This is a genomic window from Bradyrhizobium sp. (assembly GCF_052389815.1).
GTDB lineage: Bacteria > Pseudomonadota > Alphaproteobacteria > Rhizobiales > Xanthobacteraceae > Bradyrhizobium.
Genome location: NZ_JBQTHN010000096.1, coordinates 101,554 through 114,634, shown reverse-complemented (window position 1 = coordinate 114,634; position 13,081 = coordinate 101,554). Strand labels below are relative to the sequence as shown.

General features: G+C 63.5%; 13 protein-coding genes. 11 read left to right on the top strand and 2 right to left on the bottom strand.

The annotated features are described in order from the left end of the window. Positions 1 to 74 precede the first annotated feature (74 nt). Together msrA and ACT4OC_RS17010 are read right to left on the bottom strand one after the other, a co-directional pair. Entirely contained in the window at positions 75 to 791 is a 717-nt protein-coding gene (gene msrA / locus ACT4OC_RS17015; RefSeq protein ID WP_444840175.1) for a peptide-methionine (S)-S-oxide reductase MsrA, read from the bottom strand. Between the two features lie 275 nt (positions 792 to 1,066). Then, complete coding sequence (locus tag ACT4OC_RS17010; protein ID WP_444840174.1) at positions 1,067 to 2,176, bottom strand: ATP-dependent DNA helicase; 1,110 nt, start codon at positions 2,174 to 2,176, stop codon at positions 1,067 to 1,069. 260 nt (positions 2,177 to 2,436) lie between these two features. Between ACT4OC_RS17010 and ACT4OC_RS17005 the strand changes: the two genes are divergently transcribed. From ACT4OC_RS17005 to ACT4OC_RS16955, 11 genes are all read left to right on the top strand, one after another. After that, positions 2,437 to 2,769, top strand: a complete 333-nt coding sequence (locus ACT4OC_RS17005; protein WP_444840173.1) for a 4Fe-4S dicluster domain-containing protein — start codon at positions 2,437 to 2,439, stop codon at positions 2,767 to 2,769. Then, on the top strand, positions 2,762 to 3,121 hold the full coding sequence (locus tag ACT4OC_RS17000; protein WP_444840172.1) for a chaperone NapD: 360 nt from the start codon (positions 2,762 to 2,764) through the stop codon (positions 3,119 to 3,121). Before ACT4OC_RS17005 ends, ACT4OC_RS17000 begins: the two co-directional genes overlap by 8 nt. A 13-nt stretch (positions 3,122 to 3,134) precedes the next feature. Further along, positions 3,135 to 5,684 carry a nitrate reductase catalytic subunit NapA gene (gene napA / locus ACT4OC_RS16995; RefSeq protein ID WP_444840171.1) on the top strand — a complete coding sequence of 850 codons (2,550 nt, stop codon included), beginning with the start codon at positions 3,135 to 3,137 and terminating at the stop codon, positions 5,682 to 5,684. A gap of 16 nt (positions 5,685 to 5,700) precedes the next feature. Then, the gene (gene napG / locus ACT4OC_RS16990) at positions 5,701 to 6,468 is read left to right on the top strand and encodes a ferredoxin-type protein NapG (RefSeq protein WP_444840170.1); all 768 of its coding nucleotides are present in this window, start codon (positions 5,701 to 5,703) and stop codon (positions 6,466 to 6,468) included. Next, the gene (napH, locus tag ACT4OC_RS16985) at positions 6,465 to 7,406 is read left to right on the top strand and encodes a quinol dehydrogenase ferredoxin subunit NapH (protein ID WP_444840169.1); all 942 of its coding nucleotides are present in this window, start codon (positions 6,465 to 6,467) and stop codon (positions 7,404 to 7,406) included. Before napG ends, napH begins: the two co-directional genes overlap by 4 nt. Then, a complete protein-coding gene (locus tag ACT4OC_RS16980; protein ID WP_444840168.1) occupies positions 7,403 to 7,864 on the top strand; it encodes a nitrate reductase cytochrome c-type subunit in 462 nt (153 codons plus the stop codon). The genes napH and ACT4OC_RS16980 overlap by 4 nt, the downstream gene beginning before the upstream one ends. A 7-nt stretch (positions 7,865 to 7,871) precedes the next feature. Further along, positions 7,872 to 8,588, top strand: coding sequence for a NapC/NirT family cytochrome c (locus ACT4OC_RS16975; protein WP_444840167.1), 717 nt, complete (start codon positions 7,872 to 7,874; stop codon positions 8,586 to 8,588). Between the two features lie 532 nt (positions 8,589 to 9,120). Next, positions 9,121 to 9,333 (top strand): hypothetical protein, encoded by a 213-nt coding sequence (locus ACT4OC_RS16970; RefSeq protein WP_444840166.1) that lies wholly within the window; start codon positions 9,121 to 9,123, stop codon positions 9,331 to 9,333. A gap of 174 nt (positions 9,334 to 9,507) precedes the next feature. Then, on the top strand, positions 9,508 to 10,446 hold the full coding sequence (locus tag ACT4OC_RS16965) for a TauD/TfdA dioxygenase family protein (protein WP_444840165.1): 939 nt from the start codon (positions 9,508 to 9,510) through the stop codon (positions 10,444 to 10,446). Between the two features lie 185 nt (positions 10,447 to 10,631). After that, positions 10,632 to 11,837, top strand: a complete 1,206-nt coding sequence (locus tag ACT4OC_RS16960; RefSeq protein WP_444840164.1) for an LLM class flavin-dependent oxidoreductase — start codon at positions 10,632 to 10,634, stop codon at positions 11,835 to 11,837. A 209-nt stretch (positions 11,838 to 12,046) separates the two neighbouring features. After that, entirely contained in the window at positions 12,047 to 12,997 is a 951-nt protein-coding gene (locus ACT4OC_RS16955) for a sulfonate ABC transporter substrate-binding protein (protein ID WP_444840163.1), read from the top strand. The last annotated feature ends 84 nt before the right edge of the window (positions 12,998 to 13,081 follow it).

Here is a 13,081-nt window from a genome sequence, read left to right as displayed (position 1 = left end):
AAGCAATCCAGTGTGAGAAAAGCAGAATGGATTGCTTCGTCGCTCCGCTCCTCGCAATGACGAGAAGCAATGCCTTAGTTGGTGGCCTTGGCTTTGCCCACCAGCGTCGGCTTTGTAATGTAGTTGTCCGCGAAGATCTTCCTCAGGGCCTCGACCTTCGGAATGTCGTTGAAGACGATATAGGGCTGGTTCGGGTGCAGCGTCAGATAGTCCTGGTGATAGTCCTCCGCGGCATAGAACGCGTCGAGCTTTTCGATCTTGGTCACGATCGGCTTGCCGTACACCTTCGCCGCATTGAGCTGGGCGATATAGGCCTCCGCCACCTGCTTCTGCTCGTCATTGCCCGGGAAGATCGCCGAGCGGTATTGCGGGCCGACGTCGGGGCCTTGGCGGTTGAGCTGGGTCGGATCGTGCACGACCGAGAAGAAGATCTGCAAAATCTTGCCGTAGGAAATCTTCTTCGGATCGTACTTGATCTCGACGGCTTCGGCGTGAGCCGTCCTGCCGCCCGACACGAGATTGTAGTTGGCGCGCTCCCTGGTGTCGCCCGAGTAGCCGGAGACCGCGTTGATGACACCGGCGGTGTGCTGGAACACGCCCTGCACGCCCCAGAAGCAGCCGCCGGCAAGCACGGCGGTCTGGATGCCCTCGTCCTTGGCGTCGAGGGTTGGGGCAGGGATGATCACGGCTTCTTCGGCTGCGCGCGACGGCGCGATCGCAAAGGCGACAAACGCCAGCGCGCCGATAGCGGCGGCGCAGAGCGTAAGACGGCTGAACTGGCTCCGGGACATGGTTTCCTCATACGGCGCGGGGTTGGAGGGCAGTCTAGAGCGGGGGCCACGCTTCGCAATCGTTTCGCGGTCCCCCGGAACACCCGAAGATACGCCGCCGAGGGTCTCCCGTTACGAAGCGGGGTCACACGAGTTCGTGAACAAAAGGCAACGAAATCCAAGATGTTAGCGGACGGGGAACCCCGCTTGACCACCGCCGGCCAGATGCGCAATTGCGCGTTTGAGGTCTGGTCCTACCGACCATCCCGGAACCACGGAGGGAGATGGTAGGTGTTTCACACCACCACGCTCAGCCTTTTCGCCGCGCGCGTGATCCCCGTGTAGAGCCATCTCGCCCGGCTGTCCTGGAAGGCAAAGCTCTCGTCGAACAGCACGACGTCGTCCCATTGCGAGCCCTGCGACTTGTGCACGGTCAGCACATAGCCGTAGTCGAACTCGTCATAGGGTTTGCGCTGCTCCCACGGGATGCCCTCGATGCCGCCCTCGAAGCACTCGCCGCGCACGGAAACCTTGGTCACCTTGTGACCGAAATCCTCGTCCGGCGAGACGCGCATGGTGACGATTTTCGATTTCGACTGCGCGCGCGACTTCACCCGCCACAGCCCGCCGTTGAACAGCCCCTTCTTGCGGTTGTTGCGCAGGCAGACCAGCTTGTCGCCGGCGACCGGCAGCGGCTCCTCGATGTTCTGCTTCTGGCGGATGCGCATGTTGTAGGCGCGGCGGGTGTTGTTGCGCCCGACCAGCACCTGATCGGTCTTCATCACCCGCTCCGGGTCGAGCTCCTTGCGCGAGACGACGTCGCTCTCGCCATAGCGGCCGATCTCGAGCTCGCGGCCTTCGCGGATGTCCATCGACATCCGCACGATCGGATCGTCCTGCGCCTGGCGGTGCACCTCGGTCAGCATCGCGTCAGGCTCGGCGCCGGTGAAGAAACCGCCGCCGGCGATCGGCGGCAATTGCGCGGGATCGCCGAGCACGAGGAGGGGGCAGTCGAACGACAACAGGTCGCGGCCGAGCTCGGCGTCCACCATCGAGCATTCGTCGATCACGATAAGCTTGGCCTTCGAGGCCGGCGCATCGTCCCACAATTCGAAGCTCGGCTGCTCCACGCCGGATTCGCGGGCGCGGTAGATCAGCGAGTGGATGGTCGAGGCGCCTTCGCAGCCCTTGTTGCGCATGACGAGGGCCGCCTTGCCGGTGAAGGCGGCGAATTTCACCTCGCCGTCGACGCCTTCGGCAACGTGCCGCGCCAGCGTGGTCTTGCCGGTTCCGGCATAGCCGAACAGGCGGAACACTTGCGGCGTATTATTCTTGCCCGGCTTGGCCTTGAGCCAATCGGCAACGGCCTTGAGCGCGGAATCCTGATGCGGCGTGAAGCTGGTCATGGGCTGATGCGAGGGGTGAGGTGCAGCAGTTCAGGCCGCGACTCGGGGTAACCTCAACCTAACCATTGCGACCGCCGGCGCAAGCTGCGCCGCGCGGGAAAAATTTCAGCAATTTCAGCGCGCTGTACAATCGTTCCACCGCTTGATCTACCGCAACGCAATCGGGCCGGCCCGCACCTAAACTAGAAGGCATCTAAATTGAAGAGCCGGGGCACGGGCTGGGCCCGTTCGAGAAAATGCCGCTGTCGCGACGCGCACTGTTGTCTGCCTTCTTTCCGTCCGCGCCCGGCAGTGGCAAAGCCGCGCCGCGCGCGGACGAGCGGCAGCACCTCGGATTAGTGGCGACGGTCTCCACCTCGAACATCTGCGTCGAGCGGCAAGGCATCGCCTGCCGCCGCTGCGCGGAAGTCTGCGATCATTCCGCCATTCGAATCCTCGCCCGCGCGAAGCTGGGCGCCGTCATCGATGCCGCGGCCTGCATTGGCTGCGGCGATTGTGTTCCGGTCTGCCCCGTCGAGGCGATCGCGATCGTGCCTCGCGAGCGGGTCGAGTTCGTCTCCGAAGTTGCAAGGCTGGTCGCCGGTCATGGCTAAATCCCAGAACATCTGCGGCGTCGCCGTCTATCTCGCGCCGGACGCCGGAGCGGACCTCACGGCCCGGATCATGGCGCTGCCCGGCGTCGAGCTACAGGCCGCATCCGGCGAAAATCGGCTTGCGGCGACCGTCGTCGATACCCCGTCATCCATGGCGATCGACCAGATCGCGGCGATCCACCGCATGCCCGGCGTCGTCGCCGCCTCGCTGATCTTCCACGCGGTCGACGAGCCGGACGGCGAGACCGAGGCCAGTCACGACAATACTTGCGAAGACAATGCGGCGTGCTGTGCACGTGCCGGCCGGAATGGCGGCGCCAGCGTGCCGACCCAGCAACCAGAGATTCGTTGAGCGGAGAGCGACGATGGACAAGCAATTGACCGATACTAATGAACTTCAGACCACCCGTCGCGAGGCGCTGAAGGCAGCGGCTGCGGTTGCCGCCGCTTCGACGATCGGGGCGACGCTGCCGGACGCTGCGCTGGCGCAGGCCGGCAAGACCGACGGCATCAGGTGGGACAAGGGTGTTTGCCGCTTTTGCGGCACCGGCTGCGGCGTCATCGTCGGCACCAAGAACGGCAAGGTGGTCGCGACCCAGGGCGATCCCGATGCGCCGGTCAACCGCGGCCTCAACTGCATCAAGGGTTACTTCCTGTCGAAGATCATGTACGGCGAGGACCGGCTGACCCAGCCGCTGCTGCGCATGAAGAACGGCAAGTTCGACAAGAACGGCGAGTTTACCCCGATCTCCTGGGACGAGGCCTTCAAGATCATGGCCGAGAAGTGGAAGGCCGCGTTGAAGGCGAGCGGACCTTCGGCGGTCGGCATGTTCGGCTCGGGCCAGTGGACGATCTGGGAAGGCTATGCCGCTGCCAAACTCTACAAGGCCGGCTTCCGCACCAACAATCTCGATCCGAATGCGCGCCATTGCATGGCATCCGCCGTTGCCGGTTTCATGCGTACCTTCGGCATCGACGAGCCGATGGGCTGCTATGACGACCTCGAACAGGCCGACGCGTTCGTGCTTTGGGGCTCCAACATGGCGGAGATGCACCCGATTCTGTGGTCGCGTCTCACCGACCGCCGCCTGACGCATGAGGGCTGCGAGGTGCACGTGCTCTCCACCTTCGAGCACCGCTCGTTCGAGCTGGCCGACAATCCGATGATCTTCACGCCGCACGGCGATCTGGCGATTCTCAACTACATCCAGAACTACATCGTGAACACCGGGGCGGTGAACAAGGAGTTCGTTGCCAAGCACATCGAGTTCGCATCGACCGTGACCGATATCGGCTATGGCCTGCGCCCGACGCATGCGCTCGAGGCGAAGGCGGTCAACGCCTCGCACAAGGCCGGCAAGGACGGCGCGCTCGATCCGGCCGGAATGAAGGACAAGATCGGCTTCGACGAGTACAAGAGGCTGCTCGAGCCCTATACGCTCGACTACGCCCACAAGGCCTCCGGTGTGCCCAAGGAGAATCTCGAGCGGCTCGCCAAGCTCTACGCCGATCCGAAGAAGAAGATCATCTCCTACTGGACGATGGGCTTCAACCAGCACACGCGCGGCACGTGGGTCAACAACATGATCTACAACGTGCACCTGCTGACCGGAAAGATTTCGGAACCCGGCAACGGCCCGTTCTCGCTGACCGGCCAGCCGTCGGCCTGCGGCACCGCGCGCGAGGTCGGCACGTTCGCGCATCGCCTGCCGGCCGACATGGTCGTCACCAATCCGAAGCACCGTGCCGAGACCGAAAAGATCTGGCAGCTCCCGGAAGGCACGCTGCCCGGCAATGTCGGCTACCACGCCGTGGTGCAGCACCGCATGCTGAAGGACGGCAAGCTGACCGCCTATTGGGTCCAGTGCACCAACAACATGCAGACGGCCCCGAACATGAACGAGGAGGGCTATCCCGGCTATCGCAATCCGGCCGCCTTCGTCGTGGTTTCCGATCCCTATCCGACCGTCACGGCGCTGGCCGCGGATCTCATCCTGCCGACGGCGATGTGGATGGAGAAGGAAGGCGCCTATGGCAACGCCGAGCGGCGCACGCAGTTCTGGCGCCAGCAGGTCAAGGCGCCCGGCGAAGCGCGCTCCGACCTGTGGCAGCTGATGGAATTCTCAAAACACTTCAAGCTTGAAGAGGTGTGGCCTGAAGAGCTGATCGCCAAGAAGCCGGAATGGCGCGGCAAGACCCTGTTCGACGTGCTCTATGCCAACGGCGAGGTGAACAAGTTTCCGATCACCGAATGCCAGAAGGGTTTTGACAACTCCGAGAGCGCCGCCTTCGGCTTTTACGTGCAGAAGGGCCTGTTCGAGGAATACGCGAAGTTCGGCCGCGGTCACGCGCACGATCTTGCCGACTTCGAGCAATATCACCAGGCGCGCGGCCTGCGCTGGCCGGTCGTCAACAACAAGGAAACGCTGTGGCGCTTCCGCGAAGGCTACGATCCCTATGTGAAGCCGGGCGAGGGCTTCTCCTTCTACGGCAAGCCGGACAAGAAGGCGCGCATCATCTTCTGCCCGGTCGAGCCTGCGGCAGAAGTGCCCGACAAGGAGTTTGACCTGTGGCTGTGCACGGGCCGCGTGCTCGAGCACTGGCATTCCGGCTCGATGACGCGGCGCGTGCCCGAGCTGCATCGCTCCGTGCCGGCGGCGACGCTGTTCATGCATCCGGACGACGCGGCCGAGCGCAAGCTGCTGCGCGGCCAGTCGGTCAAGATCCAGACCAAGCGCGGCGAAGTTGTCACGCGGGTGGAGACCAAGGGACGCAACAAGCCGCCCCGCGGGCTCGTCTACTTCCCGTTCTTCGACGAGAGCCAGCTCGCCAACAAGCTCACGCTTGATGCGACCTGTCCGATCTCGAAGGAAACGGACTTCAAGAAGTGCGCCTGCCGCGTGGTTTCCGCCTGACCTGATGGAATGAACCATGGCGGATTCGGGTGCAGGCATTCCGGGCGATCCGCGGCGCCGCAAGGCACTGCAGGATATGGCACGTTTCGGCGGCGGCGCAGCCGTCGCCGCGACGATGCTGACCGCATTCGGCGTGTCCTCGCGCGCCAAGCCGGCGCAGACGTTGCGGCCGCCGGGCGCATTGCCTGAAAAGGAATTCCTTTCCGCATGCGTCCGCTGCGGTCTCTGCGTCCGCGACTGTCCTTACGACACCTTGAATCTCGCGGACTGGGCGGACGGTCTGGCCGTGGGAACGCCGTTCTTCGTGGCGCGCAACGTGCCCTGCGAAATGTGCGACAACATTCCATGCGTCAAGGCGTGCCCGACCGGCGCGCTCGATCATTCGCTTGTCGACATTGCGAAGGCGAAGATGGGCGTCGCCGTGATCACCAGCCGCGAAACCTGCCTCAATCTGCAGGGACTGCGCTGCGACGTCTGCTACCGGGTGTGCCCCGCGATCGACAAGGCGATCACGCTGGAGACCTCGCACAACGCCCGCACCGCCAGGCACGCCATTTTCGAGCCTGTCGTTCACGCCGAATACTGCACCGGCTGCGGCAAGTGCGAGAAGTCCTGCGTGCTGAACGAGGCTGCGATCAAGGTGCTGCCGATCGAGATCGCCGCGCTGAAGCAGGATGAGCACTATCGGCGCGGCTGGGATGAAAAGAAGAAGGCGGGCGGGGCTCTGGTCGATGCGCCGCTCAAGCTGCCGGTGCGCAGGCCCGAAGCGGGAGGCGCGCAATGACCGCCAACGCCAGGCCATATCTCGAGGCACGCGCGCAGAAGGGCCTTTGGGCATCGACGCGTTTTCTGCTGCTGCGCCGGGTCAGCCAGCTGTTCTTCCTGGCGCTGTTCCTGTCGGGGCCCCTGTTCGGCATCTGGATCGCGAAGGGCACCTTGGCCTCGTCGATGACGCTCGGCGTGCTGCCGCTGAACGATCCCTTCATCTTCCTGCAGTCGCTGGCGGCGCGGCACTGGCCCGAGGGCGTCGCGATCCTCGGCACGGCCATCGTTTTCGGCTCGTACCTGCTGTTGGGCGGCCGCAGCTATTGCGCCTGGGTCTGCCCGGTCAATCCGGTGACCGATCTTGCGGCCTGGCTGAGGCGGCGGCTCGGGATCACGTTCACGGCCAAGATCCGGCCGGAGTTGCGGCTCTATTTCGTCGGTGCGGTTCTCGTGGCCTCGGCCGTGTCCGGCTCGGTTGCCTGGGAGCTGATTAATCCGGTCACCGCGCTGCATCGCGCGCTCGTGTTCGGCCTCTGGTTCGGGGCCGGCGGGACGGTGGCGATCTTCCTGTTCGATCTTCTCGTGGCCAGGCAGGGCTGGTGCGGCCACCTCTGCCCCGTCGGCGCGTTCTACGGCCAGATCGGCAAGATCGCGCTGCTGCGCGTGGCGGCCGACAATCGCGCCGCCTGCAATGACTGCATGGATTGCTTCGCCGTCTGTCCGGAGCCGCACGTCATCAGCCCGGCGCTGAACGGCGAGCGCCTGGGCCTCGGTCCCGTCATCACGTCGGGCGACTGCACGCTTTGCGGAGCCTGCATCGACGTCTGCTCCAAGCGCGTATTCAATCTGAGCCTGCGCACCCGCAACGGCGCAGCGTCCGCCGATTCCGCGATCGTGCCAGCTTCGGCTGTGCGCGCCGCCTCACCCCGTCGCAGTCCTGAAAGGGTCGTCCCATGACGCGTGTCCGATTCATTCCACTGGTTGCGGCCTTGGCCGTAGTTCTTGCAGCTCCCCTTGCCGCCGTCGGGCCGCAGGCCCAGGAGGCCAAGGCGCCAAAAGGTTTGCGTGAAGCACCGCTGACCGACACGTCGGCTGCCCCCGACGTCGGCAAGCAAACGGTGCCGGCCGGCGGCTTCGACCGCGCCTATCGCCAGCAGCCGCCGCTGATTCCCCACAAGGTCGAAGGCTATCAGATCACCGGCGACAACAATGCCTGCATGGGCTGCCATGACTGGCCCGGCAATACGCGCGTCAACGCGCCGAAGATCTCGGAAACGCACTACGTCGACCGGCAGGGCGTGCGGCTCGATAAGGTCGCCGGCACGCGCTACTTCTGCCAGCAGTGCCATGTGCCGCAGGTCGACGCCAAGCCGCTGGTCGGCAACATCTTCAAGAACGCGACGCAGGCAAAGTGAGGCGACAATGGCCGATACCGACACTGTCGCTGCTCCGGCAGCCCCGCGGCCGGGCCTCGTAACGAGGCTCTGGCGCTGGTTCTTCTCACCCACGGCGCGCTTCGCCTGGGGCCTGATCATCGTCGTCGGCTTTGGTGCTGGCGTCGTCTTCTGGGGCGGCTTCAACTGGGCGATGGAGGCGACGAACACCGAGGCGTTCTGCATCTCCTGTCACGAGATGAAGGACAACGTCTACGCGGAGTATCGCAACACGCCGCACTATTCGAATCGCACCGGCGTGCGTGCGAGCTGCCCGGATTGCCATGTGCCAAAGGATTGGACCCATAAGGTCGTGCGCAAGATCCAGGCGTCGAACGAGCTGTATCACAAGGTGCTCGGTTCGATCGACACGCCGGAGAAGTTCTCCGCGCACCGGCTCGACCTCGCCAAGAACGTCTGGCGCGCCATGAAGACTACGGATTCGCGCGAATGCCGCAACTGCCACAAGTTCGACCACATGGAATATGCCGCGCAGGAGCCGCGGGCCTCGAAACTCCATCAGACGGCGTTCGCTCAGGGCAAGACCTGCATCGATTGCCATCAGGGCATCGCGCACAAGCTTCCACCGAAGGCGCAGGAGGCCTACCGCGACATGCTGGATCACATCGACGAAGTCGGGCCGCTGCAGAAGCTGATCGATTTCCTGCAGGATGCCAATGTGGCCCGCGCCAAGGCTGCGCGATAGGGCCGAAGGGGCTCCATGCCGAGCTCCGGAAAGCGGCGCGCTATGACCCGCATGGCGCGCCGGCATTTCTCTCCTCTCATGCAATTGCCACAGTCGCGTTTGCCCTTGCAGTCAAAGTGTCGTCCTCAAGTGCATCGTCTCCGCTGTGTGGGCGCCGGATTTTCCTGAAAGGGCGCGGGCGGGCCGACAGTTCACGAGCTTGTCGCGACTGAATCGCATCCTGATCGTTCGTGAGATTGTTCTGTTCATTTTCGATCCGCTATGTGGAAGCGTGCACGCGCCGCATTGGAAAATATGGAGAGCCATTTCATTGACCAATGCGCGAGACCGTCAGATGATTGGCTCCGCAGATTGTGCTGCCGAGGGTTTGCCGCATGAGGACGAGCGATACGCCATTGGTTGGGGAAACGCGCAGGCGCGTGACCCGTCGCTGCATCTCGGCGGCGACCGGAGCCTGTCGCTGACTACGACGCATTAACCCCGAAGAACGCAAATCAGACAGGAGCGCCGAAGTTTCGGCGAACGCATAGTCATGTCTCAAGCCTACATCATTGAAATCGAAAGTAGGACGGCGGGCATCGTCGCAAGGGAAGAGAGGGGATTTAGATTCTTCTCCTCCGAACGCGCCTTCGACAGCCTCGAGGGTCGACAATTCCGTTCGGCTCGCGATGCGGAACGCGCCGCAAGGGCCCTGCTCCGCGAACGAGGCCATCAATTCGCCCGGCGCCTCGTAGCCGCGCTCTGACCAACGAAAGGAAAGGATTGATGATCACGCGACGGACAACGCTGGGACGTTTCTGGTCGCGGCGCTTGCGACCTCGCCACTGCTCCTGATTCCAAGGGCTGTCAACGTTTCCGACATCATTTGGAAATGGACGCCTGGCTCCTGATCAACCCTACCACAAACTGAGGAACAAGCATGAGCTTCTACAAGGACTTCAACGACAAAGTCGCGATCGAGAAATGGAATGCCGAACGCCGCGCGGCGTACGAGACAATCGAGCTAAAGCAGCTATCACCAACGGTGGGTGCGGAAATCAGGGGCGTCGACCTTTCGAAGGATTTGCCGGGCAAGCAATTTGCCGAAATCCGGCGTGCGATCGACGAGAACCTCGCGGTCATATTCCGGGACCAGAAGCTGTCGCCGGAGGATCAGAAGCGTTTCGGCCGTCGTTTTGGCAAGTCGCTGCATCGGCATGAGCTTGCGGCGTCGCGCTTTCACAATGATACTCCGTTCGATCCGGAATTCCTGGCGTGGAAGACCGGCAGGGATTCGCGATTCACTCCCGGCGATGGCTGGCACCCGGACGTGTCCTGCGATCCGAGCCCGATTGCCTATTCGTTGTTGCGCGTGACCAAGACGCCGCCGATCGGAGGGGACACGGCTTTCGCCAACATGTATCTGGCTTACGAATTCCTTTCGGATCCGGTCAAGCACTTGCTCGATGGACTGACGGCGATCCATGATGGTGCGTTCGCTTGGACGGCGGGGTATGGGGCAAAGCCCGATCCGGGCAAGACATACCCGAAGACCGAACACCCGGTGGTCGCCACGCATCCGCGCACCGGGCGGAAGTTTCTCTATGTGAACGCCTCGTTCACGACACACATCGTGCAGCTTACTCGGCGGGAGAGCGACGCCGTTCTCCAGTTGCTGTTCCGCCATGTCGAGAGCCAGCTGGCACTGCAGGCCCGGGTGCACTGGCAGCCGAATTCGCTCCTGGTGTGGGACAACTGGGCGAGCCAGCATCATGCGGTGTGGGACTATTATCCCGAAGAGCGTTGGGGCGATCGCGTCTCGGTCGTGACCGGCGAGGCCCCCAAGGCCCGGCTTGATCTCGGCGCAGCGGCGGAATAGGCGGCCGATCAACGAGGCGCGCAAGTGCCGGCGTTCCGCTGCGGCGTACAGCCGAGTCGGAACGCCAGCATGCGCGCACCTCGGAGCTTTCTTTCGTGTGGCGAAATTTCTGGAGGCTGGACTCGATCCGCTCCGGGATTAGACTGTTGTCAACAACAACAGGCTCGTCGCGGGAGAGAAACGTCATGAAGTTCGGCATTTTCTACGAGCTGCAGCTGCCGAGGCCATGGCAGGACGGCGATGAGCTCAGGCTGTACCAGAATGCCCTGACGCAGCTCGAGACCGCGGACCTTTTGGGATACGACTACGCCTGGGTGGTCGAGCATCACTTCCTCGAGGAATATTCGCATTCGCCGGCGCCGGAATCCTTCCTGGCTGCCGCGAGCCAGCGCACGAAGCAGATCAGGCTCGGCCACGGCATCTTCCAGCTCACCACCAACCATCCGGCGCGCGTCGCCGAGCGCGTCGCGGTGCTGGATCTCCTCTCCAGCGGCCGCTGCGAGTTCGGCATGGGCGAGAGCGCGTCCATCACCGAGCTGACGCCGTTCGGGCGCGACATGGAGACCAAGCGCGAGGTGTTCGAGGAGGCTGTCTCAGCGATCTTCCCGATGTTCACCAAGGTCGGCACCGAGCATCACGGCAAGCACTTCGACATCCCCTTGCGCAATGTCGTGCCGAAACCGGTGCAGAAGCCGCACCCGCCGCTATGGATGGCCTGCTCGCAGCTGCCGACCATCGAGCGCGCGGGCGAGAACGGCTTTGGCGCGCTCGGCTTCCAGTTCGTCAGCGCGGATGCCGCGCATGCCTGGGTGCACGCCTATTACAACGCGATCACCAAGCGGCTGAAGAAGCTCGCCGACTACGAGATCAATCCGAACATGGCGCTGGTGTCGTTCTTCATGTGCGCGGAGACGGACGAGGAGGCGCGGCGGCGCGCCGACGGCGCCACCTTCTTCCAGTTCGCGCTGCGCTATTACGGCCAGTCGCAGAACCGCCAGCGTCCGGCGCCCGGCACCGTCAACATGTGGGGCGAGTACAACAAGTGGAAGCGCGAAAACCCGGAGGCTCAGGAGGCGGCGCTGCGCGGCGGCCTGATCGGTTCGCCGGAAACGATCGTTAAGAAGCTGCGGCGCTTCCGCACCTCGCATATCGACCAGGTGATCCTGCTCAACCAGGCCGGCAGGAACAGCCACGAGCATATCTGCGAGTCGCTGGAACTGTTCGCGATGGTGGTGATGCCGGAATTCCGGCACGATCCCGAGCACGCGGCCTGGAAGAAGGGCGTGCTCGACGGCTCGATCCAGCTCGAGGAAATCGATACCGAGGCCTTCAAGGACCGCTACGGCAAGCTCGCGGTCAACGTGGCGCCGGCGAAAGTGGCGGCGGGCTGACCGTTTTTCGGGCGGGCGGAACCTCACGGCCGCGTGCTGAAAAGAATTTCGCTGCGCGCGATCCACTCACGGAAACAAACCCTGCGCCGCGCGCTGCAACGGCAGTGCGCGCATTGTTATTTTTCGCAAGCGCTCGACAGCTTCGTCGCGTCGCACCATCATCCTGACATCGCTTGATCGCGCAACGTCGCGATCGTCAGGAGAAAGCAATGAAGCGTCGGGACTTCCTCAAACTGTCTGTGGGCGCCGCAACTGCGGGCGCTCTTTTGCCGCAGGCGCGCGCCAACGCACCCGTGAAGGAAATTCGTGTCGGCTACCAGAAGACCGGCGTACTGGTCATCGCGCGCCAGCAGGCGATCCTGGAAAAAAAGTTCGCCGCCAGGCAGGTCGGCATCAAATGGATCGAGTTTACGTCAGGGCCGCCGTTGCTGGAGGCCATGAGCGTGGGCAGCGTCGACCTGGGCGCGGTCGGCGATACGCCACCGATCTTCGCGCAGGCCGCCAATGCCAATATCGTCTATGTCGCGGGATCGCGGATCACCAACGGGCAGGGCATTCTGGTCCCTGAAAATTCCGGCATTCGGACCATTGCCGATCTGAAGGGCAAGCGCGTCGGCTTCACCAAAGGCAGCAGCGCACACAACGTGGTGATCGCGACGCTGGAAAAGGCCGGGCTGACCTTGGGCGACATCACGCCCGTCCATCTGACGCCGCCCGATGCGGTGCCGGCATTTGCCAACGGCAGCATCGATGCATGGGCGGTCTGGGACCCCTATTTCGCGATCGGGGAAAAACGCCAGAACGGCCGCATTCTGGTCAACGCCCACGAAGTCGCCAAGACCAATTCGTTCTATCTCGCCAACCGCGACTTTGCGATCACCCATGTGCGGGAAACCCGCGAAGTCATCGACGGACTCGCGGAGGCCGCGCGCTGGGCCGAGACCAATCGGGCCAAAGTCGCAACCGCGCTCGCAGCCGTTACCGGCGTGCCGCTCGAAGTGCAGACTGTCGCGGCCAACCGCGCCTCATTCCTGATCGGACCGATTACCGACGAGATCGTCACGACGCAGCAGGCGGTCGCAGACCGCTTCCACAAGCTCGGGCTGATCCCGAAACCCGTTGTCGTGCGGGATGCGGTCTGGAGGCCGGTGCAAACCTGACCTGACCGTCTCGTCACTCACCCAGGTATCTCAGGAGAACTGCATGCGTTGTCTTCAACGAGTGATGGCGGCTGCCATCCTGTC